At 67.9% G+C, this 26,106-nt stretch carries 24 protein-coding genes; 8 read left to right on the top strand and 16 right to left on the bottom strand.

Annotated elements, in window-relative coordinates; genetic code table 11:
* Positions 1-41 precede the first annotated feature (41 nt).
* Entirely contained in the window at positions 42-518 is a 477-nt protein-coding gene (greA, locus tag ASD59_RS00640; protein WP_055826783.1) for a transcription elongation factor GreA, read from the top strand.
* Between the two features lie 148 nt (positions 519-666).
* Entirely contained in the window at positions 667-819 is a 153-nt protein-coding gene (locus ASD59_RS14405; protein ID WP_200943719.1) for a hypothetical protein, read from the top strand.
* A 911-nt stretch (positions 820-1,730) separates the two neighbouring features.
* On the opposite strand, the gene ASD59_RS00630 is transcribed toward ASD59_RS14405, so the two are convergent.
* From ASD59_RS00630 to groES, 11 genes are all read right to left on the bottom strand, one after another.
* Positions 1,731-1,997: a hypothetical protein gene (locus ASD59_RS00630; RefSeq protein ID WP_055826777.1), complete on the bottom strand. Its 267-nt coding sequence runs from the start codon at positions 1,995-1,997 to the stop codon at positions 1,731-1,733.
* Positions 1,998-2,071: 74 nt separating this feature from the next.
* Positions 2,072-3,820 (bottom strand): ATP-binding protein, encoded by a 1,749-nt coding sequence (locus ASD59_RS00625; protein ID WP_055829579.1) that lies wholly within the window; start codon positions 3,818-3,820, stop codon positions 2,072-2,074.
* 10 nt (positions 3,821-3,830) lie between these two features.
* Positions 3,831-4,373, bottom strand: a complete 543-nt coding sequence (locus ASD59_RS00620; protein ID WP_055826774.1) for a YfiR family protein — start codon at positions 4,371-4,373, stop codon at positions 3,831-3,833.
* Position 4,374: 1 nt separating this feature from the next.
* On the bottom strand, positions 4,375-6,276 hold the full coding sequence (locus ASD59_RS00615) for a TonB-dependent receptor plug domain-containing protein (protein WP_156376867.1): 1,902 nt from the start codon (positions 6,274-6,276) through the stop codon (positions 4,375-4,377).
* A 92-nt stretch (positions 6,277-6,368) separates the two neighbouring features.
* The gene (locus ASD59_RS14480; protein ID WP_235561686.1) at positions 6,369-7,754 is read right to left on the bottom strand and encodes a terminase large subunit domain-containing protein; all 1,386 of its coding nucleotides are present in this window, start codon (positions 7,752-7,754) and stop codon (positions 6,369-6,371) included.
* Positions 7,755-7,800: 46 nt separating this feature from the next.
* Positions 7,801-8,484, bottom strand: coding sequence for a hypothetical protein (locus ASD59_RS14645; RefSeq protein ID WP_162246612.1), 684 nt, complete (start codon positions 8,482-8,484; stop codon positions 7,801-7,803).
* Positions 8,485-8,870: 386 nt separating this feature from the next.
* On the bottom strand, positions 8,871-10,664 hold the full coding sequence (locus ASD59_RS00600) for a DUF2326 domain-containing protein (RefSeq protein ID WP_055826766.1): 1,794 nt from the start codon (positions 10,662-10,664) through the stop codon (positions 8,871-8,873).
* Positions 10,651-10,899: an ABC-three component system middle component 8 gene (locus ASD59_RS14715; protein ID WP_082559986.1), complete on the bottom strand. Its 249-nt coding sequence runs from the start codon at positions 10,897-10,899 to the stop codon at positions 10,651-10,653. The genes ASD59_RS00600 and ASD59_RS14715 overlap by 14 nt, the downstream gene beginning before the upstream one ends.
* Positions 10,886-11,848: an ABC-three component system protein gene (locus tag ASD59_RS00595; RefSeq protein WP_055826762.1), complete on the bottom strand. Its 963-nt coding sequence runs from the start codon at positions 11,846-11,848 to the stop codon at positions 10,886-10,888. Before ASD59_RS00595 ends, ASD59_RS14715 begins: the two co-directional genes overlap by 14 nt.
* Before the next feature lie 231 nt (positions 11,849-12,079).
* Positions 12,080-13,732 carry a chaperonin GroEL gene (gene groL, locus ASD59_RS00590; protein ID WP_055826759.1) on the bottom strand — a complete coding sequence of 551 codons (1,653 nt, stop codon included), beginning with the start codon at positions 13,730-13,732 and terminating at the stop codon, positions 12,080-12,082.
* 51 nt (positions 13,733-13,783) lie between these two features.
* The gene (groES, locus tag ASD59_RS00585) at positions 13,784-14,071 is read right to left on the bottom strand and encodes a co-chaperone GroES (protein WP_055826756.1); all 288 of its coding nucleotides are present in this window, start codon (positions 14,069-14,071) and stop codon (positions 13,784-13,786) included.
* Between the two features lie 254 nt (positions 14,072-14,325).
* On the opposite strand from groES, the gene ASD59_RS00580 reads away from it, so the two are divergent.
* Positions 14,326-14,763: a hypothetical protein gene (locus ASD59_RS00580; RefSeq protein WP_055826754.1), complete on the top strand. Its 438-nt coding sequence runs from the start codon at positions 14,326-14,328 to the stop codon at positions 14,761-14,763.
* A gap of 78 nt (positions 14,764-14,841) precedes the next feature.
* On the opposite strand, the gene pgi is transcribed toward ASD59_RS00580, so the two are convergent.
* Positions 14,842-16,467 carry a glucose-6-phosphate isomerase gene (gene pgi, locus ASD59_RS00575; protein ID WP_082559985.1) on the bottom strand — a complete coding sequence of 542 codons (1,626 nt, stop codon included), beginning with the start codon at positions 16,465-16,467 and terminating at the stop codon, positions 14,842-14,844.
* A 103-nt stretch (positions 16,468-16,570) separates the two neighbouring features.
* Here pgi and ASD59_RS00570 point away from each other — a divergent pair, with 103 nt between their 5' ends.
* Positions 16,571-17,047, top strand: a complete 477-nt coding sequence (locus tag ASD59_RS00570; protein WP_055826751.1) for a hypothetical protein — start codon at positions 16,571-16,573, stop codon at positions 17,045-17,047.
* A 31-nt stretch (positions 17,048-17,078) separates the two neighbouring features.
* Here ASD59_RS00570 and typA read toward each other — a convergent pair whose 3' ends face one another.
* A complete protein-coding gene (gene typA, locus ASD59_RS00565) occupies positions 17,079-18,908 on the bottom strand; it encodes a translational GTPase TypA (protein ID WP_055826748.1) in 1,830 nt (609 codons plus the stop codon).
* Positions 18,909-19,091: 183 nt separating this feature from the next.
* The gene (locus ASD59_RS00560) at positions 19,092-21,149 is read right to left on the bottom strand and encodes an OPT family oligopeptide transporter (RefSeq protein ID WP_055826745.1); all 2,058 of its coding nucleotides are present in this window, start codon (positions 21,147-21,149) and stop codon (positions 19,092-19,094) included.
* A gap of 122 nt (positions 21,150-21,271) precedes the next feature.
* Between ASD59_RS00560 and ASD59_RS00555 the strand changes: the two genes are divergently transcribed.
* Positions 21,272-21,724 carry a c-type cytochrome gene (locus ASD59_RS00555; RefSeq protein WP_055826742.1) on the top strand — a complete coding sequence of 151 codons (453 nt, stop codon included), beginning with the start codon at positions 21,272-21,274 and terminating at the stop codon, positions 21,722-21,724.
* A 7-nt stretch (positions 21,725-21,731) separates the two neighbouring features.
* Here the strand turns inward: ASD59_RS00555 and ASD59_RS00550 are convergent, their stop codons facing one another.
* Together ASD59_RS00550 and ASD59_RS00545 are read right to left on the bottom strand one after the other, a co-directional pair.
* On the bottom strand, positions 21,732-22,523 hold the full coding sequence (locus ASD59_RS00550; protein WP_055826740.1) for an SDR family oxidoreductase: 792 nt from the start codon (positions 22,521-22,523) through the stop codon (positions 21,732-21,734).
* Complete coding sequence (locus ASD59_RS00545) at positions 22,523-22,822, bottom strand: 4a-hydroxytetrahydrobiopterin dehydratase (RefSeq protein WP_055826737.1); 300 nt, start codon at positions 22,820-22,822, stop codon at positions 22,523-22,525. Before ASD59_RS00545 ends, ASD59_RS00550 begins: the two co-directional genes overlap by 1 nt.
* 116 nt (positions 22,823-22,938) lie before the next feature.
* Here ASD59_RS00545 and ASD59_RS00540 point away from each other — a divergent pair, with 116 nt between their 5' ends.
* The 3 genes from ASD59_RS00540 (at position 22,939) to ubiB (ending at position 26,094) form a co-directional block, all read left to right on the top strand.
* Positions 22,939-23,649, top strand: coding sequence for a Crp/Fnr family transcriptional regulator (locus ASD59_RS00540; RefSeq protein WP_055826734.1), 711 nt, complete (start codon positions 22,939-22,941; stop codon positions 23,647-23,649).
* 67 nt (positions 23,650-23,716) lie between these two features.
* On the top strand, positions 23,717-24,508 hold the full coding sequence (locus ASD59_RS00535; RefSeq protein ID WP_055826732.1) for a class I SAM-dependent methyltransferase: 792 nt from the start codon (positions 23,717-23,719) through the stop codon (positions 24,506-24,508).
* The gene (gene ubiB / locus ASD59_RS00530) at positions 24,496-26,094 is read left to right on the top strand and encodes a 2-polyprenylphenol 6-hydroxylase (protein WP_055826729.1); all 1,599 of its coding nucleotides are present in this window, start codon (positions 24,496-24,498) and stop codon (positions 26,092-26,094) included. The genes ASD59_RS00535 and ubiB overlap by 13 nt, the downstream gene beginning before the upstream one ends.
* The last annotated feature ends 12 nt before the right edge of the window (positions 26,095-26,106 follow it).

Raw genomic sequence — 26,106 nt, 5'->3', positions numbered from 1 at the left:
TGGCTCGGGGAACACCCGCATCGCGCATACGCTCATCCCCCATGAGCGTCGCCTTTACCCGCGAGGAGGATCTGGAGGCCACGGCCGCCGATCTTCCCGACCGCCCCATCTCCCCGCACCCCAATCTGGTCACGCCCGCGGGCCTGGCCGCGATCGAGGCCGCCCTGGCCTCGGCCCGCGCGGCCTACAGCGCCGCCCAGGCCCACGGCTCCATCGAGGCCGACCGCACCGCCATGGCCCGCGCCACCCGCGACCTGCGCTACTGGTCCGCCCGCCGCGCCACGGCCCAGCTGGTCGAGACCGAGCCGGACGGCCGCGTCCGCTTCGGCGGCTCGGTGACCATCGAACGCGAGGACGGTCGGGCCCAGACCTGGCGCATCACCGGCGAGGACGAGGCCGATCCCGCCGCCGGCTCGGTCAGCCATGTCTCGCCCCTCGCCGTCGCCCTGATCGGCAGGAGCGTGGGCGACGAGGCCGTCGTCGCGGGCCAGACGGTGGAGATCGTCGCCGTCGATTGACGGTCAACGGTTGCCCCGGCCCCCCGCTTGCCCCACCTTGGGGAACACAAGGCGCTCCCGCGGCGCTTCCTGCGCTCAAGCAGCGTCAATCATCTGCGCTCAGGCAGCGCGAAGCGCGGTAGCGCCACAAAAAGAGAAAGAGCCGCCGATGGCCCGTAAGCCCAACTACAGTTTCGAGCGTCAGGAACGCGATCGCGCCGACGCCAAAAAGGCCGCCGAGAAGGCCGCCGCCAAGGCCGAAAAGAAAGCCGCCGCCGCCGCCCGCAAGGAAGCCGGCCTGCCGCCGCTCGAGGAAGACTGAGTTCAGGCGTCCCTTCCGCCCTCCGCCGCTTTCGAACCGAGCGGTGCAGGGCGGGCCAGGTACAGGCTCATCGGTGAGGTAGGGCGATCTGCCGAACCCCGGACGCCCCGAACCGCTGCAACGGGTTGCAGGCGGTCTATCGGCTTGAGCTGGAACGCGCGCCCGCGTCCCGCCAGTATCCCGCCCCTCCCCCTTCGCCGTCATCCTCGGGCTTGACCCGAGGATCAGAGGTGGGGCCGCGCTGTACCCCGGGACGGCCCCGCGAGGGTGGAGACGGTTCCCTGACCGAGCACCGGACGGTCCGATCCTCGGGTCAAGCCCGAGGATGACGGGCGGGGGGCGAGGTGGTGGTGGTGCGAAGCGCCGGACGCAGACGCTGCGAAGGTCTGGAATGGGTGGAAAGCAGACCTTGGTGAACGCTGTGCCTCTGCTATCGTGCCGACATGCGCATCATCTTCATGCTGATCTTTGCAACTGCGTTGGCGCTGATCGCCGGAGTGGCGTGGGCATGTTCCTGCCCATACTGGAGAAGTGCCTCAGATCAACTCGGCTTCGCAGACGTCGCGTTCGTGGGACAGGCGATATCCTCTACAACGGGGCGCGACGGTTACGTGGTGACGGAGTTCAATGTCTCTCGCACACTGAAGGGGGCTCACCACGACGTTCAGCGGATCACGCACGCGCCCGGCTCTTGGGGCGCCACCTGCGGCATAGACTTCGTTCAATCACGAGATGTTCTCGTTCTCGCCAAGAGGCAGGGCATCAGAATGTCTACGAGCGCCTGCGCCACACCACGCTTCGCTCAGGGCGACTTCGAGCGAGCTGCTGCGCGCTGAGAGCTATTCCAAAACCGGAGTCCGCAACGGGTCGGGAGCCGACTGTCGCCTAGGGGTGGAAAGCGGACGTTGTGCTCAGCGTTGGAACGCCACCGTTTCGCTCGACGCAAAAGGCGGCAGGACAACGCCATTCTGCCAGTCCGAGCGGAAGCCGGGCAGCTTCTCGATGTGACGGAGCAGCGCGTCCCATCCCTCTGCCTCCTCGTGAAACGTCCAGACTTGCCCGCCTACTTCGACATCGCAGCAGACGAGATCGACGGTGATCTGATCGCGTTTGTAGAAAACCGCCGAGGTAATCTCCGGAAGTGGAAGCTGGCTCAGAATCGCGGGCGTGATGCTCATTACACGGCAGTGTTGCCGCCCGAGTTCATGTCCGCAATGGGTCGGGAACGGAAGCGGGCGTCGCGGCAGCGGCCTCAGCCGGCCCCCGCCGCCATCGCCTCGCCCAGCACAGCCTCCATCTGGCCGATGCCGTAGGGCTTCAGCAGCAGGCGGAAATTCTCCCCCGCCGCCGCCGAGGCCGCCTCGCTGTATCCGGTCGTCAGCACCACGGGCAGATCGGGACGCCGGCGGCGGATTTCCTTGCCCAGACCCAGCCCGTCCAGCTCGCCCGGCATGACCATGTCGGAGAACACCAGGTCGAACCCCTGGTCGCCGTCCAGGATGTTCAGGGCGTCGGCGGCCTGGGCGGCGCGCACATAGGTGTAGCCCAGGTCGCGCAGCATGTGCCCGACCCCCGCGGCGACGGCGTCGTCGTCCTCGACCAGCAGAAGCCGGCCGCCGCGCTTGCGCCGGGGCCCCGGCGTTTCCGCGCCCGTCTGGGCCGGCCCCAGGGCCGTGGCTTCCTTCTCGCTGCGCGGCAGGCACAGGGTGAAGGTCGTGCCGCTCCCCTCGACGGACTCGACGCGGATATCCCCGCCCGAGGACCGCACGAAACCATAGACCTGCGACAGACCCAAGCCCGTGCCGCGCCCGACCTCCTTGGTGGTGAAGAAGGGCTCGAACACGCGCGAGGCCACGGCCGGCGACATGCCCGTGCCGGTGTCCGACACGGTCAGGCAGACGGTGTCGCCTTCCCCGTTCGATCCCGTCACATTGCGCGCCGACAGCGTCAGCGTGCCGCCGTTGGGCATGGCGTCCCGGGCGTTGACCGCCAGGTTCAGCAGGGCCAGCTCCAGCTCGCCCGCGTCCGCCTCGACCCGCCACAGGCCCTCGGGCAGGTCCACCACCACTTCGATGTCCTCGCGCAGCGACCGTTCCAGCAGGAACCTCAGCCCCTCCACCTGGGTCGGCAGATCCAGCACGTCGGCCTTCAGCGGCGAACGGCGCGAGAAGGCCAGCATCTGCCGCGTCAGGGCGGCGCCCCGCTCGACCGCCTGGCGCACGCCCTCGCTCAGGGTCTTGCGCTTCTTCGGATCCTCGGTGCGGTCCAGCAGCTCGATCCCGCTCGAGGCCACCATCAGCAGATTGTTGAAGTCGTGGGCGATGCCGCCGGTCAGCCGGCCGATGGCCTCCATCTTCTGACTCTGGCGCAGCGCCTCCTCGGCCTTTTCGCGCTCGGCCATCTGCTGCTGCAGCAGCAGATTGGTCTCGACCAGAACCTCGGCCCGGCGCGCCAGCTCGCGGTTGGCCCGCCTCAGGGCGCCCTGGGCCACGGCCAGGACGACCACGACCAGCACCGCCAGGCCCAGCACCAGCAACAGGCCGGCGTAACGGCTGAACCGCTGCGACGGGGGGGTGTCGAGCAGGCGCAGCCGCGCCGTGCCCAGCCGCTGGCCCGCCTGTTCGACGGGCCGCACCACATACAGCCGGCCGTCCTCGAAGACGGTGGCGCGGTCCCGGGGCGTCGCGATCGCGGGGATGGTCTCGCCCGCGCGGGCGAAACTGGCCACCACCCGATTGTTCTCGTCATAGACCGCGGCGGCCAGGACGTTCGGATTGATCTGGACGGCGTCGACATAGTCCTGGGCCGCCGCCCGGTCGTCGAAGGCCAGGGCGCCGCTGACCGCCGAGGCCAGCAGATCGGCCTGGGCTTCGGCCTCGCGGGCCAGCTGCTGTTTCAGCCCCCGTTCGCTGACCACGGTGGTCGCCACGCCCGCGATCAGCAGCACGATCAGCGAGACCAGCACCATCAGGGGAAAACGCGCCCGCCGCAGTCGCTCCATCCACGCCATCTCAGCCGCCCCGCACGGTAAGGGCGAGGTTCAGCAGGCGCGAGCTGAATTGCAGCCCGTTCCGCAACGCCGACTGCTGGTCGATGTGGAACCGCACCCGGCCCTGGCTGAGCACGAAATGGACCGCGCCCCGGTCGGGCGCCGTCGCACTGTCGGTGACCAGCAACAGGCCCGGCTGGCCCGCCGCCGCGGCGAGGGCCGCGCCGCCGCCCTGGCCCACATAGACGATGTGGCAGCCGGCCAGCGCCGTCGCGTCCGCGCGCCGGCGCACCGCCAGCGGCCGGCCATGGGCCGTCTGGGCCCGGGCCGCCGCGTCGAGCGCCGGGCCGAACGGGTCGCGGCCCGCCACACAGATGACGACCGGCGACTGGGGGGTCTGGAAGGCGCGCGGCGGCCATTCGACGAAGGCGGCGAAGCGGACGAGGTAGTTGGCCTTGACCGAATATTCGAGCCGGCTCTGGGCGGCCACGGGCCCGGCCGCGGTCAGGAGCATCAGGCCCCAGACCGCCGCCACGCCCGCCGGGATGCGCCGGGCTCCGCTCATCTCAGAAACTCGTCCGCAGGGCGACGAAGACGCTGCGGCCGAAGGCCCGCTGTCGGGCGGAGTCGCCGGTTTCGACGCGCCGCTCCTCCAGCAGGTTCTGGCCGCTGATCGACAGCTCCAGCGCATCGGTGAAGCGCCACCCCAGCCGCGCGTCCGCCTCGACCCAGGCTTCCGTCCCGCTCGTCTGCAGCGCATCGACGGCGCGCAGGCGCAGGTCCAGGTCCAGCCGGTCGGTGATCCGCGTCTGCGACTTGAGCAGCAGCTGATACGCCGGATCGTCCCCGGTCGAGATCAGGCCCGTGATGTCCGAGCCCGACGGATCGACCGCGAAATCCTTGTCCAGGGTGCTGAGGCCCGCGCTGAGCCGCCACCGGTCCGTGACGTCATAGCTGCCCCAGGCCTCCACGCCCCAGGTCTCGCCCGCGCCGAAATTGGTCAGGCTGAGCGGGAACACCGTCACCGGATGGAAGGACGCCGTCCGCAGGTCGTCATAGACGTTGTAGAAGGCCGAGATCGAGAACGAGACATGCTCGCGCGGCCGGGCGCGCCAGCCGGCCTCCCAGGCCGTCAGCGTCTCGGACTGGAAGTCGCCGCCGACCAGGAAGCCCGGCAGGGTCAGGTCGCGCTCGATCCGGTTCGGCGTGCGGCTGGCCCGGCTGATCGCGCCCCACACCAGGTCCCCGCCCGGCCGTTCCCAGCCGAGGCGGACGTTCGGCAGGAATTCCTGGCCCGAGAAGCTGTTGTCCTCGACCTTCATCCCCAGCGTCAGGGTCAAGGCGTCCGTCAGGGCGATCTGGTCCTGAGCGAACAGGTTGGTCAGCGACAGGGTCCGCTCGGCCGGGTCGAGGAAGGCCCCGCCCGGCGCGGCGGCGAAGCGCGACTGCACCGTCCGGTAGCCCGCCCCCAGCACCAGCCGGTGCCGGCCCCGGCCGAAGGCGTGCTGGGCCGAGACGTCCCAGGTGTCCGAATCCTCGACCCCGCCCGATTCCGTCCGCTCGAACCGGTCGTAATAGGCCTGGACCTGCAGTTCGCCGCCCGCCAGCGGCCGCGACCACCGCCCCACGACATTGCGCCCGCTGACCCGGGTCTCCTCGCCGCTGAAGCCCTCGTTGACGGCCACCTCATTGTCGAACACGTCGCCCTGCAGCGTCAGCCGGTTGTCGCCCACGGTCCAGTCCGCCCGCGCCCCGCCGCGCAGCCCCGACGCCGCGTCCGTCGCGTCCCCGCCGGTCAGGCGATCGCTGTCGTCCCGCGCAAAGCCCTTGATATAGGCCCGCCACGCCCCGGCCTCGCCCAGCCGCCCGCCATGCCTCAGGGCGAAGGTCGCGTCCTCGTTGCCGACCCCCGCGCTGACCAGGGTCCCGGTCGTCTCCGCCGCCGACCGGGTGATGATGTTGATGACGCCGTTGACGGCGTTGGCCCCGTACAGGGTCCCGCCCGGCCCGCTGACGACCTCGATCCGCTCGACGTCCTCCAGCATCACGTCGCGGGCGTCCCAGAACACCCCCGAGCTCAGCGTCGAATACAGGCTGCGCCCGTCCAGCAGCACCTGCAGCTTGTTGGACATCTCATAGCCGTTGAAGCCGCGCGCGCTGATCGCATAGTCGACCGCATTGACCCGCTGCACGTTCAGATTGGGGGCCAGCCGCAGCACCTCGGGCAGGCTGGTCGCGCCCGAGCGGCGGATGTCGTCGCCCGTGATGACGAAGATCGCCGCCGCCGCGTCGGCCAGGGCCTCGGGCCGCCGCGACACCGAGGTCACCTCGACCAGGGCCAGCTCTTCCAGCGACAGCCGCGACAGGTCCTGCTCCGTCGGCCCCGCGCCCTGGGGAATCGCCGCCGGATCCGCCGCCGCCGTCATCGACAGGGCCGACAACAGGGCCGCCCCGCTGGTCGCACTCAATACCGCCAAAGCCCCTCGCCCCCTGAAGCGCAGCCATTGTAATCGGCTGGAACGCCGCGCCCGTCAAACGGTTGCCCGCCCTTTTCGCCCGCCTAAAGCACCCGCAGCGACGGTCCCCTCGCCCCCGGCGCCGGCAGCAGATCGGTCACCGCCCAGACCAGGGCGTCGGCCCGGTCGGGACTGGCCCCGCCCGCGTCCTCGCCGCCCAGCCCCATCAGCTCCTCCTCCAGCGCCTCCAGCCCCGGCGCGTGCGCCACCCGCCCCTGCTCGTACAGCGCCGCCACCGGCTCGGCCCGCGCGACCTTGCCCACCGACGCATGCACCCGCTTCACCGCGACCGACAGCCCCGAGGCCTTCAGCACCGCCTCCGCCATCGCCCCGCCGTTGTTGCTCTCGACCACCACCCGCCGCGCCCCGTACGCCTCCACCGCCCGCCGCACCCGCTCGGCCCAGCCCTCGGGCGACAGCCCCTGCGCCGTCCAGTCCGCCAGCACCCCGACCCGGTCCCCGCGCCGCCCGGCCACCACGATCCCGCACGCATCCCGCGCCCGCCCCGACAGCGTCCCCGCCGGCGGATCGACGGCCACCACGACCTTGTCAAAGACAGGAGAAACGCGTTCTCCCTCCCCTTCATGGGGAGGGATGTCGGCGCGCAGCGACGACAGGGTGGGGTACGTCTGAACTTCCCCACCCGGGCTTCGCTTCGCTCCGCCGTCCCTCCCCACTTCGGGGGAGGGAGAATGCGAAAGCAGCCCCCACCCCGCCCGCGCCCTCTCGATCTCCGCGAGCGTGAAAAGCGCCCCCTCATCCTCCAGCACCCGCCCGTCCAGCTCCTGCGCCGCCCGCCGCGTCCCGCCGTACAGCCCCTCCATCGCCGCCAGGAATCCCGGCGCGAGGTTCCCCGCATTGGCGCGCGTCGGCGCATCCGTCCGCGCGCAGCCGTCCTCCGCCAGCACCCCGCGCAACACCCGCCCCGGCTTCGGCGTGGACGTCAGAACCAGCCTCGGACCCTCCCCCAGCCTCAGCCCCAGCCGCAGCATCGCCAGCGTCTCCGCGCCATAGGACCAGGCGCAGAACTCGTCCCCCCAGGCCGCATGGAACTGCGGCCCGCGCAGCCGCTCCGGCTCCTCGGCCGAGAACAGCAGCCCCACGGCCCCGCCCGGAAAGCTCACCTGCCTCAGCGACGAGGCGAACGCCGCCCCCGTCCGGAACGGCAGGTTCATCACCCCCGACGGCCCCTCGACCATCACCGTCCGCGCATCCCTTATCGTCGGCCCCACCAGCGCGATCCGCCCGCCCTTTCCCAGCCTCTGCGCCGTCTCCCACACCCACTCCGCCCCCGCCCGCGTCTTCCCCGCCCCGCGCCCGCCGAGGAAGACCCAGGTGCGCCACGGGTCCGTCTCCGGCAGCTGCCCCTCGTGCGCGTCCTCCCGCCAGAGCTCGCGCGCGAACTCGTCCTCCGTCAGCCACCGGTACACATCCTCTCCCTCCCCTTCATGGGGTGGAGGAAGGGTCGGCGGAGCCTCACCCACCCGTCTCCTCCCCATGCAATGGGGAGGGGGACCCCGAAGGGGTGGAGGGGTACGCCCCATCCCCGGCCCCCTCCCTCGCCGCCTCCCGGTCCGCCGCCCGCCGCCGCAGAAACTCCAGCGCCGCCACCCGTCCCGGATGGGTCGGATCCATCTCCTCCCCCGCCTCGCCGCCGGTCCGCCCCATCCCGTCCAGCGCCGCCGCCAGCTTCGCCCAGCCCATCGCCGCCGGCGCATCCTCGCGCCGCATGCAGGCCACCGCCCGGTTCATCGCCTCGCGCGCCGCCCCGTCCCGCGCCTCATCGTCCACTGCGGCCAGCGCCGCTGCGAACGCCTCGGTCGCCTTCCGCGCCGAGCCGTCCAGCCCCAGCCCCGCCCCGATCGCCGGCCCCGCGACCGGGTCCGCATCCCCGCGCACCTCGGCCGCCTCCAGCTCGGCGTCGGCCGCCTCGGCCAGGTCCTTGCGTCGCCAGCCCTCCTTCTTCGCCCGGAAGCCGATGGTCCGCTCGCCCGCCCCGTACCGCGCCGACAGCCAGGGGACCGAGGCCCCCGCCGCGAACTCCCGCTGGATGCGCGCCCACATCCGCGTCCCCAGCTTCACATGCCCCCGCACGCGCGGCCGCCGCACGACCGCGCCGTCCGCCCCGTTTCCGATTTCGCCCCTGATTTCGTCCGCCACCCTGCGCCCCTGATCCGTTTCATGGACCGGAGAGTCTGGCGCCATCCGCTCCTGCGGCTTGAAGATGACGCTGCCCGCGCCGGGAAGCCCCGCCGGATCAGCGGCTTGCGCCGCCGCAATCGTCTGGCTGGCGGCGAACTGTCAGCATTTCAGCCGGGATGGCGGCGACGGCGCGGAGCGCGGTCGGGCCGTTGCGGTTCATGCGGTCGGCGGTTCGGGGAGCGGGCGGGACGGCGAAGGCTGCAATCTGCGGCTCATCCGCCGCCTCGGCGGGTGCAGATTAGTTCAGGGACCACGTGCAGCGCGGTGAGAAAAGGAGGCCTTGGCCCCGTGGCCAAAGCCCCGCACCGGAGGTTCTTCTCACGCGCCATAAGCTCGCGTTTGGACTACCAAGCTTTCATCCTGAATAGTCGACCGTCGTCCCCCACGTCATGGAGACGCACGACGATATCGGACGGTTCAAACACCGGATCCTCATCACTGCGCGGGGGAAGGTCTGAGTCGATCAGAGTTATGATCGATTGCAGGCCCAGCGCGGTGTAGCTTCGGATGACCCCCAAGAGGTTTTCCTTCTTTCGGTCATCGAGCGATTCCAGCACCCCGTCGTGGAACGCGAAGCGAGGAAATGCGTCATCCAGATGCGCGCGAAGCAGCGACAGATCGAATGCGACGCACAACAACTTCTTGTAGCTGAACCCACGATCAGCGCTCGTCGCCACCCCGGCATCATCAAGCAATTCCGCCCGGAAATCGAGGTGTCCCTGCTGATTGACCACGACGCTCAGGAGCGCCTTGTGATCGATTACGTCCTCAACGATTTCGTTGAAGAACAAACGGATGCGCGAGAACAGGCTGTCGCTATCCGCGTTCTTTGCCTCAACGTCGGCCTCGATTGCGGCCTGTAGGTGGCTTTTCTCCTCGGCCAAAGTACGAATATCAGCCCGCAATTGCTGAAGCCGATGCACGAACTCCCGCTGACGTTCGAGGCCTTCGATATCAGCTCGCAACGTCACCATCTCACCCGATAGGTGCTTGTATTTGGCGAAGGAGTCCGTGCTGCTGAGGAAAGCCAGCATCTCGGATCGACGCTTACCCAGCGCGTTCAGCTCAGCATTTATTACCTTGAGTTCCGCCTCGATCTCCTCGCGCTCTTCGACGAGATAGACCCGGCGTTCCTCAGTGATCGCCTTGTTGAATGCGATCAACTGCTGAAAATCGCGTTTGATCTGCCCATCAAAGAGAACTCCGGCTTCGCGGAAAAGAACCCGCGCATCTTCCGGGTCGAAAAGTATCTGATCCTCTTCGAGAGAGCTGATAACCTTTTTTCGATTTTGAGTGAGGGAGTACCGGCGCTGATTAAGGTCCGCGATACGTTCGTCGACCTGATCCACAAGCTGCTTGGTGTCCGCCTTGTCTTGGGTTCGGAAATCGAAAGCATCGAGCAATTCCTGCTTCCTGCTGACCTCCTGTCGCTTCAGAAGTAGAAGGCCATCAATCTTTCCGGCGTCCTCGATCTCGCCGCCAAGCTCCTGGCGGATGGTCGTGGCCTTGTGCTCCTTCTCCCTAAGCTCGTCCTCCTTGGCATAGTGTTGGGTGATCAGATCGGCGTTGAAGCCGAGAATATGAGCAAGGAAAGGCTTCCAGTCGGCGTGGGAATTCGCAAACTTGCGCAGGTGGAAAACGTCGCGGAAGTCCTCCTGCGATCGAATGAAATAACCGAGTCCTTTTCGGTAGCGCCACGGTTTTAGCGCCCGCCAGTCGAGAAGACTGTCGAGCAATTCCTTGGCGCGATCGAAGGGAACGTCAATGTGATCCCAGTCTCGGTCAGGCAGAGTCGTGAAATCTTGATGCCGACCCGTGTGCTTCTTGAAGGCGATCTTTGAGGCTTCGGCGACGCTGCGACGCACGGTTACATAGCTTCCGTCGGGCAGCTCGATCTCAAGGAAGAATGTGAAATCTTCAAAGCGATCGAGATGTTTGAACAGGAAGAATTTGGCGTCGCGCCCGGCCAGAAAGCCGAAATCGAGAAGCCGGCCCAGGGTCGTCTTGCCCAAATTGTGTGTGTCGCGGTCACGGTTCTCCGGCACGCGGATTTCGGCGAGCACCACGTTGAATTCGGGCTCGAATTCCACCGGAACGAAAACCGTCGGCTGATCGGAATAAAGCTTAGACGGCTTCATTCTGGCCCACATATTCGACGGCGTCTGTCTTGGGATGGTATTCGATTAGACCAAGTAGGAACAGGAAATTTAGTGAGGGCAGGAACAACACGTCACCACCAGTTACTGATTTGCGCGCGTACTTAAACAGCATCCCATAATCACAGAGTCGCTGCGAACGTAGGCGGGCCAAGAGAACCAAGGCGACATTGACGACGGTGCGGTCGGGGTGGGCGTGTTTGCTAGGCCTCAACATTCGCCACCTCCCCGATGTCGCAGTTCCAGTACATGTAAAAAAGCACCGCGCGGGTCAGACGCTTGTGCTGACGCTGCCGCAAGATTGGGTCCCGCTGGAAGAGAAGATCAAGCAGATACTCCATGACCGCGTCGAAATTTTGGAAGGCTTTCCGCTTCGAGATGATCTTCATCTGGAACTCCTCGGCAGTCGCCTCGTAGGACTTGAGAATTTCAAGATTCTCGGGCGCGGCCAGGAACGCCCGGATTTGCGCGGTGTCCTTCAGATATCGCCTGCGCAAAGCCGCCGCATAGTCGGCGGTCATGTTGTTCAAGTCGTTCTTTTCCTCGTACGAGGTCCGCTCACTCGGCGGCGCATCGAGCACAGCCGACAGATCGGCGTCATGACTCGCAATCGCTTCGACAACGATGGCGAGTTCGTCGGGCGACACAATCAATGGGGAGTCGACGGGATCCAAGTCGGCGAGAGCCGCCACCTCAGGAAACTGCTTCAGATAGAGCTCCAGCTGCTCCACGCCGCAGAGATAAATCGACCCTTCGGGAAGGCCGCACGTCTCAGCGATATACTTGGTGATGTTCTGGTCGGCATTGCCCGCGAGCCGGCGGTTGGCAAACAGCATATAGTGGTCGAGCTGCTTCGCCTCGCGGAGCTTAATGATCCGCGGGACCTCCTTTCCAATCACCGTGTCTTTGGCGGTCGGGCTGTAAAAATCGGCCTCGCCGAAATGGCGGTTATACCCATTGGTGTGTTTGGCTTGGACAACGGTCGTTCCGACCCATGGCGCAGCTTTGCTCGGATGCAACTCCGCCGTACCCACGAATTTGGCATCCCGGCCGCCGTCAGGCCCCTTGGCGAAGCCCTTCACAGAGACGCCCAACAACCGCTGACAAAGTAGGACAATCAGTCGCTCAAACTGATCCTCACTCAAATCCTCATAGGCGAATTTCATCGTAGACCCCCCGCAGTCAGGCTTGATCGTCCAGAGCCGCCCGACGCGCGCTGCGCGCCGGTAGCATACTGGCCATACAACCGGGAACAACGATCGCAACTCAGGCCGACTGCATCGTGCCTTCAGCCAACACCTGCCGCTGGCAACGAACATCAACGGCCACCAAAAAAGGGCGGGCCCGTCACCGGACCCGCCCTCTTCTGTATCAGCTTGAACCGCTGAACGACCGGATCAGAAGTCCATGTCGCCCATGCCGCCCATGCCGCCGCCCATGCCGCCGCCGGCGCCGCCGGACGAGGCCTTCTTCGGCGCGTCGGCCACGGCCGCTTCGGTGGTGATCAGGATGCCGGCCACCGAGGCGGCGTCCTGCAGGGCCGTGCGCACGACCTTGGCGGGGTCGATGACGCCGGCCTGGATCATGTCGACATACTCTTCCGTCTGGGCGTTGAAGCCGTAGGTCGCGGAAGTGTTTTCCAGCACCTTGCCGACGACGATGCTGCCTTCGACGCCCGCGTTCTCGACGATCTGACGGATCGGGGCCTGGATGGCGCGGCGGATGATGGCGATGCCGGCCGTCTGGTCGGCGTTGTCGCCCTTCAGGCCTTCCAGGGCCTTGGTCGCCTTCAGCAGGGCGATGCCGCCGCCGGGGACGATGCCTTCCTCGACCGCCGCGCGGGTGGCGTTGAGAGCGTCGTCGACGCGGTCCTTCTTCTCCTTGACCTCGACCTCGGTCGAGCCGCCGACGCGGATGACCGCGACGCCGCCGGCCAGCTTGGCCAGACGTTCCTGCAGCTTCTCCTTGTCGTAGTCCGAGGTGGTGTCCTCGATCTGCTTCTTGATCTGGCCGATGCGGGCCTCGATCGCGTCCTTTTCACCGACGCCGTCCACGATGGTGGTGTCGTCCTTGGTGATGGTGACCTTCTTGGCCTTGCCGAGCATGTCGAGGGTGACGTTCTCGAGCTTGATGCCGAGGTCTTCCGAGATGACCTGGCCGCCGGTCAGGACGGCGATGTCCTCCAGCATGGCCTTGCGGCGGTCGCCGAAGCCCGGGGCCTTGACGGCGGCGACGCGCAGGCCGCCGCGCAGCTTGTTGACCACCAGGGTGGCCAGGGCCTCGCCCTCGATGTCCTCGGCGATGATCAGCAGCGGGCGGCCCGACTGGACCACGGCTTCCAGGATCGGCAGCATCGACTGCAGCGAAGAGAGCTTCTTCTCGTGCAGCATGATGAGGGGTTCTTCAAGTTGAACCTCCATCTTGTCAGCATTCGTGATGAAGTAGGGGCTCAGGTAACCCCGATCAAATTGCATGCCTTCAACAACGTCAAGTTCAGTCTCGGCGGTTTTCGCCTCCTCAACTGTAATGACTCCTTCGTTGCCGACCTTTTCCATGGCCTTGGCGATCATGTCGCCGACTTCCTGGTCGCCGTTGGCCGAAATGGTGCCGACCTGGGCGATTTCGGAGTTGGCGCTGACCTTGCGGCTCGAGGCCTTGATGTCGGCCAGGACAACGGTCACGGCCTTGTCGATGCCGCGCTTCAGATCCATCGGGTTCATGCCGGCGGCCACGGCCTTGAGGCCTTCCTGGACGATCGACTGGGCCAGGACGGTGGCGGTGGTGGTGCCGTCACCCGCCTTGTCATTGGTCTTGGAGGCGACCTCGCGGATCATCTGGGCGCCCATGTTCTCGAAGGCGTCCTCCAGCTCGATCTCCTTGGCCACCGAGACGCCGTCCTTGGTCGAGCGCGGGGCGCCGAAGGACTTCTGGATCACGACATTGCGGCCCTTGGGCCCCAGGGTCACCTTGACCGCATTGGCCAGGACGTTGACGCCGCGCAGCATCTTTTCGCGCGCATCGGTGGAGAACATGACTTGTTTGGCGGCCATCTGGCAGCTCCTTAAAGAGTGTGTGGGAAACAGAAATTCAGACGCGGGTGCTTACGACAGCACGCCCAGCACGTCCGATTCCTTCATAATAATCAAATCGTTACCGTCGATCTTGACTTCCGTGCCCGACCATTTGCCGAACAGGATGCGGTCGCCGGCCTTCAGGTCCATGGGGACATGCTTGCCGTCTTCATCGCGGGCGCCGGGGCCGACGGAGACGACTTCGCCTTCCTGGGGCTTTTCCTTGGCCGAGTCAGGGATGATGATCCCGCCCTTGGTCTTGGATTCTTCTTCCACGCGCTTCACGAGCACGCGGTCGCCGAGCGGACGAAACGCCATCTGATTGTCTCCAACATCTTCGATTGAACCCCGGACGCGGCGCTTTTTGGCAGCCACGACGCCCGAGTGCTAACGCGAGCGGCAAGTAGGAGGGCGGGGCGTCCGCGTCAAGCGCAGCCGCCCTCGAATTCTGGCGGTCTCCTGACCTTCAGATGACTGGAGCCTGAACAACCCGCTCTGACGCGGTACAGGCTCGGACGGTTAGATTGCCCCTCATGCCGATCGATATCGGCGCCTCAGCAAGGAGCAATCCGATGCGCAATCTCATCAACCTGAAGACCGTCGGAGCAGGCGCAGCCGCCGCCCTGGCGATGGGCCTGGCGACGGCGAGCCCTGCCAGCGCCCAATCCTATGGCGATCCCCTGATCGACACCATCGTTCGAGGCGTTCTGGCCGCTTCCGGTCAGGACAGCCGATACGGCTATGGCCAGGGGACCTACCGCGGCCCGGACTGCCAATACTATCGCGACGGCCGCTGCTACCGGAACCTCGGCCATTGGGAACGGGAACACGGCATCAACAGCCGTGATCGTTCCTCCGCCTACGGGGATGGCTACGGCGCCTATGTTGAAGGCCGAACCTATTCGGGCCGGGGCTACTACCGGGACGGCCGCTTCTGGCGGAACCACGGGCAGTGGCGCAGCTATCAGAATCATCGCGATCGCGACTACCGCTACGATCGCCGCTGGTGATACCGGGTTTCGTTCGGCCGCGTGAGTAGGGTCGGACGAGGGCGAGGAAGGCGGGCGCTTCGGCGCCCGCCTTTTTCGTCAGACCATCAGTCGTTTCATCAACTCGGCCGTCGAGGGATCCAGGTCAGGCGACGGCTCGCCGTCGGCGACGTCCTTCAGGATGGCGCTGGCCAGCAGCTTGCCCAGTTCCACGCCCCATTGGTCGAAGCTGTTGATGTCCCAGATCACGCCCTCGACAAAGGTCTTGTGCTCATAGAGGGCCAGCAGGGCGCCGACCGCCTCGGGCGTCAGGGCGTCGAGCAGTATGGTGGTCGACGGGCGATCACCCGGGAAGGTCTTGTGCGGGGCCAGCCGGTCCGCCTCTTCGGCGCTCATCCCTGAAACGATCAGTTCCTCACGGACCTGCGCCTCGGTCTTGCCGACCATCAACGCCTGGGCCTGGGCCAGGGCGTTCGACCATAGCGGCGCATCGCCCTCGCGGGCGTCCACCGCCGCCCGGGACGTATGGCCGACCACGATGAATTCCGCCGGAACGACCTGCGGCCCCTGATGGATCTGCTGGAAGAAGGCGTGCTGGCCGTTGGTCCCCGGTTCGCCGAACACGACGGGGCCCGTCGCGGTGTCCACGGGCGAACCGTCGCGCTTCACGCGCTTGCCGTTCGACTCCATTTCCAGCTGCTGCAGGAAGGCCGGTAGCCGGCGCAGCCCATGGGCATAGGGGGCTACGGTGCGGGCATGGCGGTCAAGACCCTCGACATTGAAGATCTGCGCCAGCGCCAGCAGCACCGGGGCGTTCTTCTCCAGATCGGCCTCGCGGAAATGCTCGTCCATGGCTCGCGCGCCGTCCAGCACCCGCTCGAACACGTCCCAGCCCAGGGCCACCGCCACCGACAAACTGACCGCCGACCACAGTGAATACCGTCCGCCGACCCAGTCGCGGAAACCGAAGGTCCGGCCGCAGCCCCAGGCCTCGGCCTTCTCCGGCGCCGCCGTGACTCCGATCAGGTGCTTGACCATCCGCCGCGGCGACAGGCTCTCGGCCAGCCAGGCCTTGGCGAGGTCGGCGTTGGCCAATGTTTCCTGGGTGGTGAAGGTCTTGGACACCACCACCACCAGTGTGGTTTCGGGGTCCAGGCCGGACAGGGCCTCGCCCATGTCGCGCGGATCGATATTGGCCACGAAGCGCAGGTCGATGGTCGGCTCCAGCGGGCGCAGGGCGTCCCACAGCAGGCGCGGGCCCAGGTCCGAGCCGCCGATGCCGATATGAACGATCGCGTTGAAGGGTTGCTTGGATCCTCCGGCCTCGGCGCCGGTGCCGACATCGACGGCGAACTCGGCCATCGCCCGGCGCGTCTCATCGACCTCGGCGGAGACCGGCTCGCCCAGGGCGTGGAAATCGGCCACCGCGGGGGCGCGCAGGGCCGGGTGCAGCACGGCCCGCCCCTCGGTGTTGTTCACCGGTTCGCCGGCGAACAGGGCGTCGCGACGGCCTTCGACATCGCAGGTCCGGGCCAGATCCAGCGCGGCCTCGAACCCCTCGGCGCTCCACGACTGTTTCGACAGGTCCAGATACAGGCCCGCCGCCTCGACCCCCATGCGCTGCATGCGGCCGGGGTCTGTCGCGAACTGATGCACGATCCGTCCCCCGGCGTCCTTGCGCGCCACGGCGCGAAGCATGTTGAGAGCCTGGGAACGGGCGGTCATCGGCGGGACTCGCGGAGCAGCGGGGTAAACCCTCGTTTACGGGTGTGGCGTAAGCCGGTTCAACGCTGAATCCGTGATTCGGCCCATATTAAAGAGGTTCGCCATGTCCTGCGGCGTCGCCCTAACGGTTTCCCTGCTGCTCGCCGATCCCAATGTGGCGCTGGCCGCGGCCCAGCCGCCCGCGCCGGTTGCGGCCCCTGTTTCCGTAGCCGCCGAGCCCCTGTTCGCCGACATCGTGGCCCGTTCGGGCGCGCTCAAGGGCGTGGTCCAGGGCTGGATCGAGGCCGGCGTGATGGATCAGGCTGATTTCGTCGCCGGCCCGGCCTTCACCGGCTTCAAGGCCCAGGCCGAGGCGCTGGCGGCCAGCGACATGCAGGGTCACCTGATCCTCAAGGAGCGCGGCACCGACGGCGACCTGAAATGCATCCTGCGCGGCATCTCGGAAGACATGCCGAAGAAGATCGCGGCGGTCGAAGCCGCCGCCACGCCCGCCGAACGCCGGGTGGCGCTGGACGAGCTGGCCTATCTTCTGAACGACAACGTCGAGGTCATCACGGCCCCGCCGCAGCCCGAAGTCTGACGCGGCGGCGAGCGAGCGAAAGCCCCGCAGCCTACTCCTCGCGGACGCGTTTCTTGCGGAAGGAGGGGTTCAGCACGGCCTTGCGCAGGCGGATCGACTTGGGCGTGACCTCGACCAGTTCGTCCTCCTCGATATAGGCGATGGCCTGTTCCAGCGAGGGACGGCGCGGCGGGGTCAGGCGCACGGCCTCATCCTTGCCGGCGGCGCGGATGTTGTTCAGCTGCTTGGCCTTCATCGGATTGACGTCGAGGTCGTCCCAGCGGGCGTTCTCGCCGATGATCATGCCCTGGTAGGTCTTCTCGCCGCCGCCGACGAACATGACGCCGCGGTCCTCGAGGTTCCACAGGGCGAAGGCGGCGGTCTCGCCGTCGCCGTTCGAGACCAGAACGCCCTTCAGGCGGCCCTCGATGGCGCCCTTGTGCGGCTCATAGTGGCTGAACACGCGGTTCAGCACGCCCGAACCGCGGGTGTCGGTCAGGAATTCGCCCTGGTAGCCGATCAGCGAACGCGACGGCGACTTCAGCGTCAGGCGGGTCTTGCCGGCGCCCGAGGGGCCCATGTCCTTGAGCTCGGCCTTGCGGGCCGACAGCTTCTCGATGACCACGCCGGTGTATTCGTCGTCCACGTCGATGACGACGTCCTCGATCGGCTCCAGCCGCTCGCCGTTCTCGCCGGTCTGATAGACCACGCGCGGACGGCTGATCGACAGTTCAAAGCCTTCGCGGCGCATGTTCTCGATCAGCACGCCCAGCTGCAGTTCGCCGCGGCCGGCGACCTCGAAGGCGTCCTTGCCGCCGGTCTCGGTGACGCGGATGGCGACATTGGCCTCGGCCTCCTTCAGCAGGCGGTCACGGATGACACGCGACTGGACCTTGTCGCCCTCGCGGCCGGCCAGCGGGCTGTCGTTGACCGAGACGGTCATGGAGATGGTCGGGGGATCGATCGGCTGGGCCGGCAGGGCCTCGGTCACTTCCAGGGCGCACAGGGTGTCGGCCACGGTGGCCTTGGACATGCCGGCGATGGCGACGATGTCGCCCGCCTCGGCCTCGTCGACCGGCTGGCGCTTCAGGCCGCGGAAGGCCAGCACCTTGGTGATCCGGCCCTGTTCGATGGTCTTGCCGTCGCGCGACAGGGCCTTGATCGACATGCCCGGAACGGCCTTGCCGCTCTCGATGCGGCCGGTCAGCAGGCGGCCGAGGAAGGGGTCGCTCTCGATCAGCACGTTCAGGATCTGGAACGGCTTGTCCTTATTCTCGACGACCTTGGGCTCCGGCACGTGCTTGACGATCAGTTCGAACAGGGCGTTCAGATTGTCGCTGGGCTGGTTCAGATCCATCGTCGCCCAGCCGGCCCGGCCGGAGGCGTAGATGTGCGGGAAGTCCAGCTGCTCGTCGGTGGCGCCGATGGCGGCGAACAGGTCGAAGGCGGCGTTGTGAACCTTGTCGGGATCAGCGTGGGGCCGGTCGACCTTGTTGATGCACAGGATCGGCTTGAGGCCCATCTTCAGCGCCTTGGTCAGCACAAATTTGGTCTGGGGCATGACGCCCTCTTCAGCATCGACCAGCAGGACGCAGCCGTCCACCATGCCCAGAATGCGCTCGACCTCGCCGCCGAAGTCGGCGTGGCCGGGGGTGTCGATGATGTTGATGCGGGTGTCGCCCGTCTCGCCGTGCCACAGCACCGAGGTGCATTTGGCCAGGATGGTGATCCCGCGTTCCTTTTCCTGGTCGTTGGAGTCCATCGCCCGCTCGGACTGGGCCTCATTGGCTCGGAACACGCCCGACTGGGCCAGAAGCTGGTCCACCAGCGTGGTCTTGCCGTGGTCGACGTGGGCGATGATGGCGACGTTGCGCAGATTCATTTGACTATCAGACGTGCAAGGCGGCCGGCCCGGTCGAAACGTTGGGGCGGCCGCTGGGTTCAGGCGACGGTGCGGGGAGCGCGCGCCTCTTACAGGGACGCACGCGGAAACGCCAGTGCATGACGAACACGCACCGGCGTAACGGCGGCTCTATGCCTCAGGAAAAGGGCGGCGCGAAGGCGATCAGACCTTCGCCGACTGACTCCGCACCCAGCCGTACAGCATCACCGTCAGCACTCCGAAGGCCGCGATCCCTGCCAGCATGGCCGGCCAGGCCGAGCCTTCGGGCAGCATGGCGAAGGGCGCGTCGTTGCCGGTCGAGACGATCACCCCCGCCGTCATGACCAGGAACAGGCTCTCGCCCACGATCAGGCCGGACGCCAGCAGCACGCCCATGCGGCGGCCGACATCGGCGAACCGGGTGTTCTTGATCGCCTTGTCGTAGATCCAGCCGCAGACCGCGCCGATCACCAGCATGGTGGTCACGGCGGCCGGCAGATAGAAGCCGATCCCCACGGCCAGCGGCGGCAGTTTCATCTTCCCTTTCGTCGCACCGCTGAGCACGGCGTCCAGCACGATGATGACCACGCCGATGACGGCGCCGAGGCCGATCAGGTCCCAGCGCAGGTCGCCGCCGATCACCCCGCGCGCCAGCGCCGAGATCAGCGTCGCCTGAGGAGCCGCCAGCGGTTCGTCGGCGATCCCGACCGGTCCGCCCTCGAAACCGAAGGCCTTGTTCAGCAGGTTCAGGATCAGCGGGATGACGATAGCGCCGGCGATCACGCCGACGATCAGGGCCGTCTGCTGCCGCCATGGCGTGGCGTGGACGAGTTGGCCGGTCTTGAGGTCCTGCAGGTTGTCGTTGGCGATGACGGCCACGGCGAAGACAACCGCCGTGACGATCAGGGCGAAGGCCACCACCGACGGGTCGGCCGGCAGACCGGCCAGCGCCAGCACGCCCAGCATCAACACCGAGGCGATCACCACGGCGAGGATGCCCACGCCCGACACCGGACTGTTCGACGAGCCGATCAGCCCGGCCATGTAGCCGCAGATGGCGGCCACGGCGAAGCCGATGAAGACCACATAGATCAGGCCGCCGCCGACCAGCAGGGCGGTCGAGCCCGCCAGCGTCGGATTGCCCTGGGCGAACCAGGCGAGGATGAAGCCGATCCCGATCAGGCAGGCCACCGACAGGCCGGCGACGATGTTGATCGGGATATCCTGCTCGGTCCGGTCCAGCACCTCGCCGCCCTGGCGGCGGCGATTGGCGGCGAGGGCGGAGGTCAGGCCGCCGATCAGCGGGCCGGCCAGCTTGATCAGGGTCCAGATGGCGGCCACGCCGATGACGCCGGCGCCCATGAAGCGGACTTCCCGACTCCAGACGGTGCCGGCCAGTTCCTCGGCGCCCGCCCCTGCGGGCAGGGTCGTCGCGATCGAGGGGATGCCGTTGGCCGTCAGCCAGGCGATGGTGTCCGGCGAGGTCAGGATCGGCACGGCGATACCCCAGGCGAGGATCAGGCCGAACAGCTGGGCCAGGCCGACGCTCAGGCCGATCAGGTGCCCCGCGCCCAGCAGGGCGAACTGCATGCCGAAGCCGAGGCCCGTGGCTCCGCCGCCCAGGCTCGCCGGCAGCTTGATGAACCGCGCAGCCTCGCCTGCGAACACCCGCCCCGCCACAAGCAGGGCGTAACCGGCCGATACCACGGCGCCGGTGATCACCACCCACAGCCCGGAGGCGTTCTCGCGCACGGCGCTCTCGGTCTGTTCCGCTCCGCGCGAGCCGACCGTCAGGACTTCCGCCGCGGCCACCCCTTCGGGGTAGGGCAGGCCGGCCTCGACCACGAGGGCCCGGCGCAGGGGGATGGAGAAGGTCACGCCCAGCACGCCGCCGAAGACGCAGATCAGCACAGACTCCCAGAACGGGAACTCCAGCCACCAGCCGACCATGACCAGGCCTGGCAGCACGAAGATGATCGAACTCATGGCCCCGCCGACCGAGGCCACGGTCTGGACGGTCATGTTCTCCCAGATGGTCGAGGTCTTGAACATCCGCAGGATGGCCATGGAGATGACCGCCGCCGGGATGGCCGAGGCGAAGGTCAGCCCGACCTTCAGACCCAGATAGGTGTTCGCCGCGGTGAAGATCACCGCCAGGATGCAGCCCAGAACCAGGGCGCGCAGCGTCAGCTCGATACGCTTGACGCCAACTGGGGGCGCGCTCGCGGGTGTGTCGGTCATTGGGGTTCCTCTCCCTCGTTGGCCGGACCTAAGCCGGAAATGCGCCGTCCGTCGAGAGGGCGGCCGGGTCATTGACTCCGCCGGCCCGGCGACGGAGCTTCGCCCTGGCGGGAGAAACGACGATGCGGAAATCGATCACGGCGGCGGTTCTGGGCCTGTTGTGCGTGGGCGGCGCGGCCAACGCCCAGGGCGACGGCGCGGGAAGCGTCATCCAGGGCCGTCAGGGCGCGATGATGTTGTCGGGCGTGGCCATGGGCGCCATGAAATCGGCGATCGACGCCGGGCAGGCCCCGTCGACCCAGCGGTTCGCCACCCGCGCCCTGGCGCGCTGGGCCCACGCCGTGCCCGGCATGTTCCCGGCCGGCAGCGGCGCCGAGGCGGGCGTGCCCACCAAGGCGAAACCCGAGGTCTGGAGCGACCGCGCGGGCTTCGAAGCCAGGGCCGCCGACTACGCGGCCGCGGCCGACCGTCTGGCGGAACTGGCGGCCGGCGAGGACGCCGCGGCCTTCTCGGCCCAATCGGCCGTGGTGCGCCAGAGCTGCAACGCCTGCCACACCGCTTACAAGCTCGACTGAACCCGCCTCACTGGGCCAGCATGCCGCCGTCGATCTTGAACTCGGCGCCGGTGACGAATTTGCTCTCGTCGGCCGCCAGATAGAGGACGCAATACGCCACGTCGTCCGGCTCGCCGATCCGCTTCAGCGGGATGCCGCGGCTGAGGCGTTCGTGCGCCTTGGCCTCGTCGCCGCCGGCCATGGCGATGAACGGGTCGAGGATGGGCGTCTTGATGAAGACCGGATGCACCGAGTTGCAGCGCACGTTCCAGTCGCCCTTGGCGGCCTCCAGGGCGATGGTCTTGGTGTACATCCACACCGCCGCCTTGGTGGCGTTATAGGCGCCCATGCCCGGCGCCGCGGCCAGTCCCGCCACCGACGAGATGTTGACGATCGACGACGGTGCCGAGGCCCGCAGGTGCGGCATGGCGTGCTTGCAGCCCAGCATGATGGACTCGATGTTGACCGCCTGGACGCGCCGCCAATTCTCCAGGGTGTCCGTCTCGACGAATTTGAGGTCACCGCCGATGCCGGCGTTGTTGACCAGGATCGACAGCCCGCCCATGGCCGCCGCCGCCTGATCGATGACCGAGATCCATGCGGCCTCGTCGGTGACGTCGTGGGCGAAGGCGAAGGCCGCGCCCGGGACCTCGGCGTTGATGGCGTCGGCCAGGGCCCGGACGCCCGGCAGATTGACGTCGGTGACGGCGACCTTCGCGCCCTCGCGCGCCAGCATCCAGGCCATGGCCTCGCCCAGACCGCCCGCGGCGCCGGTGATCAGGGCCTGCTTGCCCGCGACCCGTCCCGCCCTGCCCGCCATCACCGGGCTCCCGCCGCGGCCGCGGTCTCGTCGATGAAGCGGGCCATGTCGACGTCCCTGGCCGTGACCCCGCCCGCGTCGTGTGTGGTCAGCAGGATTTCGACGCGGTTGTAGACATTCGACCATTCCGGATGGTGATCGACCTTGTCCGCCTTCAAGGCCACGCGGGTCATGAAGCCGAAGGCGGCGTTGAAATCGGCGAACGTCAGCGTGCGCGCGATCGCGGGCCGGTCTCCGGCGTCCTCGCGCCACAGGGGCAGGCCCTTGAGGGCTTCCGCAACGTCAATCCGGTCCGTCATGCCATCCTCCGCGTCCCCTCCGCCCTATCCCGCCAGAGGGGCTCTCACAAGCAGCGGAACGCACGGCGAAGCTTTGACGTTACCGAGCGTCGCTATTCAGGGAACGGGAGCCTGCCATGGACAATATGTGGATCGCTGCGCTGGAGCCCGCGGATCGCAGGCGGATCGAGCCGCATCTCCATGAACGCCCCTTCGCCCAGGGCCAGATGCTGTATGACGCCGGCGAGGCGGTCGAGGAGGTCTGGTTCCCGATGAGCGGCGTGGTGTCGCTGATGACGATCCTGGACGACGATCGCATGATCGAAACCGCCGCCATCGGCCGCGAGGGGCTGGTCGGCGTGACCTGCGGCCCGCTGAACGCCCGCGCCGCCAGCCGCGCCATCGCCCAGATCGACGGCGTCTCGGCCTGTTGCCCGTCCGACGTCTTCTCCGACGCGCTGGACAAGAGCGAATCCATGCGGACCGCCCTGGCCAGATTCACCGAAGGCCTGTTCGCCCAGGTGCAGCAGACCGCCGCCTGCAACGCCCAGCACCGACTGGACGAACGACTGGCCCGCTGGTTGCTGACCATCCATGATCGCACCGACGGCGACCGGTTCCGCCTGACCCAGGCCGACATCGCCGGCATGCTGGGCGTACGCCGCGCCACGGTGTCCGAGGTCGGGGCCGACCTGGAGGACAAGGGTCTGATCCGTCGCGGCCGCGGCTGGGTCGAGGTTACGGACCGGCCCGCCCTCGAAGGCGCGGCCTGCGGTTGCTACCGTGCGATGCGGGGCCTGATGAAGGACCTCGGCGTACCCCGCCCCCAGCCGGGGGCCGGCGCCTGAACCAGACGCTCTCACCGCGACCACGCGGCCCGGTGACGGCGGCGCGGCGACGCGCTAGACCGCCAGCATGACCGACACGGCCCCACCCTCAAACACGACCTCTTCCGGCAAGACCTCATCCTTCGGCTTTCGCGATGTCGATGCGAAGGAGAAGGTGCAGCTGGTGCGCGGCGTGTTCGACAGCGTGGCCTCGAACTACGACCTGATGAACGACCTGATGAGCGCGGGCGTGCACCGGCTCTGGAAGGATGCGGCGGCGGCGAAGCTGAACCCGCGTCCGGGCGAAACCATCCTCGATGTCGCGGGCGGCACCGGCGACATGGCCCGGCGCTATGCGAAGATGGCCCGGGCGGCCCAGACGCGGCGCGGCGGGGAAGACGCCTCGGTCATCGTGCTGGACTACAACGCCGAGATGATCATGGCGGGCGTGCACAAGGGCGGCGAGCCCGAGATGTCGTGGTCGGTCGGCGACGCCATGGCCCTGCCGCTGCCGGACGCCTCGGTCGACGCCTATTCGATCAGCTTCGGCATCCGCAACGTGGCCGACATCCCGCAGGCGCTGCGCGAGGCGCGGCGGGTGCTGAAGCCCGGCGGCCGGTTCCTGTGCCTGGAGTTTTCGCGGCCGACCGCCTCGGCGATCCGCACGGCCTATGACGCCTGGTCCTTTCACGCCATTCCGCGCATCGGCGGCTGGGTGGCCGGCGACCGCGACAGCTACCAGTATCTGGTCGAGAGCATCCGCCGCTTCCCGGATCAGGCGACGTTCAAATCCATGATCGAGGCCGCCGGGTTCAGCCGCGTGACGGTCGCCAATCTGGCGGGCGGCGTGGCCGCCATCCATCACGGGTGGGCGATCTGACCAGCCGGATCGATCCCGCAACCCCGCCGCCGCCGCCGGCGACCGTGCCGGTGCGCCATCCGGTCGAGGCCTGGCTGCGCCTGCTCGGCTGGGGCTGGGTGCTGATCCGGCACGACGCCCTGGCCCCGCGCGAGATCACGCACCTTCTTCCGGTCTGGGTGCGCTGGCTGGCCCATCTGCTGCACGCCTTCGCCGGCAAGGAAGGCCGCAACGGCCGTCCGGGCCAGCGTCTGGGCAAGGCCTTCGAGCATCTTGGGCCCGTGGCCATCAAACTGGGTCAGGTCCTGGCCACCCGCGCCGACATCTTCGGCGTCGAATTCGCCCGCGATCTGGGCCGCCTCAAGGACGCGCTGGAACCCTTCCCCGTCGATCAGGCGCGGCGCGAGATCGAGCGTTCGCTGGGTCGTTCCGTGGAGAGCCTGTTCACCGATTTCGGTCCTCCGGTCGCCGCGGCGTCGCTGGCCCAGGCGCATCCCGCCTGGCTGGCCGACGGCCGCAAGGTCGCGGTCAAGGTGCTGCGCCCCGGCGTCGAACGCCGCGTGGCGCAGGGGTTGGACTCCATGCGACTGGCCGCCCGCCTGGCCGTCCGTTTCGTCCCGCTGGCGCGCCGGCTGGAACCGTCCGCCTTCGTCGAGACCATCGCCCGGGCCCTGCAGCTCGAGCTGGACATGCGGCTCGAGGCCGCCGCCGCCTCCGAGCTGAAGGACATCATGGACAAGGTCCGCGCGTCCGGCGGGGGCCATATGACCGCGCCCGCCGTGGTCTGGGACGGGGTCGGCAAACGGGTGCTGACGCTCGAATGGGCGACCGGCGTGGCCATGACCGACCCGGCGGCGGCGGAACAGCCGGGACTGGACCGCAATGGTCTGGCCGACAATCTGGTGCGCGCCTTCCTGACCCAGGCGCTGGACTACGGCACCTTCCACGCCGACCTGCACGAGGGCAATCTGTTCTGCCACGCGCCGGCCGAGCTGACCGCCATCGACTTCGGCATCGTCGGCCGGCTGGGGCACGGCGAGCGCCGCTACCTCGCCGAGATTCTCTGGGGTTTCCTGAGCCGCGACTACGACCGCATCAGCCGCGTCCATTTCGAGGCGGGATACGTGCCGCCCGAACATTCGGTCGAGGCCTTCGCCCAGGCCCTGCGCGCCGTCGGCGAGCCCGTGATCGGCAAGGCGGCGTCGCAGGTGTCGATGGGCCGGTTGCTGGGCCAGCTGTTCGAGATAACCGCCCTGTTCGACATGCACCTGCGGCCCGAGCTGATCCTGCTGCAGAAGACCATGGTCTCGGTCGAGGGCGTGGCCCGGCGGCTGAATCCGGACCACGACCTGTGGGAGGCGGCGCGGCCGGTGGTCGAGCAGTGGATCCGCCGCGAACTGGGGCCCCAGGCCCAGGTCCGCGACGCCCTGGAGGAGCTGCGCGCCACGCTGAAGGCCCTGGCCCGGCTGGCGCAGAACCCGCCCCAGCCGCAGACGGTGGTCATCCGCGACACGCGCACGCCGGGCTGGATGATCGTCGGCGTCACCCTCGCCATGGCGGCGTCGGCGGCCGCCCTCGTTCTGTCGCTTTGGCCCGCCATCTTCTGAGTTCAGTTCCGG

Source organism: Brevundimonas sp. Root608 (genome assembly GCF_001427825.1).
GTDB lineage: Bacteria > Pseudomonadota > Alphaproteobacteria > Caulobacterales > Caulobacteraceae > Brevundimonas.
This window is presented reverse-complemented; position numbering and strand designations above follow the sequence as displayed.

Coding starts and splice junctions, on each gene's coding strand:
- ASD59_RS00625 (WP_055829579.1), bottom strand. CDS start 3,820: ATGGAGCGACTGCGGCGGGCGCGTTTTCCCCTGATGGTGCTGGTCTCG.
- ASD59_RS00595 (WP_055826762.1), bottom strand. CDS start 11,848: ATGAAATTCGCCTATGAGGATTTGAGTGAGGATCAGTTTGAGCGACTG.
- ASD59_RS00540 (WP_055826734.1), top strand. CDS start 22,939: ATGGACAATATGTGGATCGCTGCGCTGGAGCCCGCGGATCGCAGGCGG.
- groL (WP_055826759.1), bottom strand. CDS start 13,732: ATGGCCGCCAAACAAGTCATGTTCTCCACCGATGCGCGCGAAAAGATG.
- ASD59_RS00580 (WP_055826754.1), top strand. CDS start 14,326: ATGCGCAATCTCATCAACCTGAAGACCGTCGGAGCAGGCGCAGCCGCC.
- ASD59_RS00535 (WP_055826732.1), top strand. CDS start 23,717: ATGACCGACACGGCCCCACCCTCAAACACGACCTCTTCCGGCAAGACC.
- groES (WP_055826756.1), bottom strand. CDS start 14,071: ATGGCGTTTCGTCCGCTCGGCGACCGCGTGCTCGTGAAGCGCGTGGAA.
- ASD59_RS00550 (WP_055826740.1), bottom strand. CDS start 22,523: ATGGCGGGCAGGGCGGGACGGGTCGCGGGCAAGCAGGCCCTGATCACC.
- ASD59_RS00545 (WP_055826737.1), bottom strand. CDS start 22,822: ATGACGGACCGGATTGACGTTGCGGAAGCCCTCAAGGGCCTGCCCCTG.
- ASD59_RS00630 (WP_055826777.1), bottom strand. CDS start 1,997: ATGAGCATCACGCCCGCGATTCTGAGCCAGCTTCCACTTCCGGAGATT.
- ASD59_RS14715 (WP_082559986.1), bottom strand. CDS start 10,899: ATGTTGAGGCCTAGCAAACACGCCCACCCCGACCGCACCGTCGTCAAT.
- ASD59_RS14405 (WP_200943719.1), top strand. CDS start 667: ATGGCCCGTAAGCCCAACTACAGTTTCGAGCGTCAGGAACGCGATCGC.
- greA (WP_055826783.1), top strand. CDS start 42: ATGAGCGTCGCCTTTACCCGCGAGGAGGATCTGGAGGCCACGGCCGCC.
- ASD59_RS00600 (WP_055826766.1), bottom strand. CDS start 10,664: ATGAAGCCGTCTAAGCTTTATTCCGATCAGCCGACGGTTTTCGTTCCG.
- pgi (WP_082559985.1), bottom strand. CDS start 16,467: ATGACCGCCCGTTCCCAGGCTCTCAACATGCTTCGCGCCGTGGCGCGC.
- typA (WP_055826748.1), bottom strand. CDS start 18,908: ATGAATCTGCGCAACGTCGCCATCATCGCCCACGTCGACCACGGCAAG.
- ASD59_RS00555 (WP_055826742.1), top strand. CDS start 21,272: ATGCGGAAATCGATCACGGCGGCGGTTCTGGGCCTGTTGTGCGTGGGC.
- ASD59_RS00570 (WP_055826751.1), top strand. CDS start 16,571: ATGTCCTGCGGCGTCGCCCTAACGGTTTCCCTGCTGCTCGCCGATCCC.
- ASD59_RS00620 (WP_055826774.1), bottom strand. CDS start 4,373: ATGAGCGGAGCCCGGCGCATCCCGGCGGGCGTGGCGGCGGTCTGGGGC.
- ASD59_RS00560 (WP_055826745.1), bottom strand. CDS start 21,149: ATGACCGACACACCCGCGAGCGCGCCCCCAGTTGGCGTCAAGCGTATC.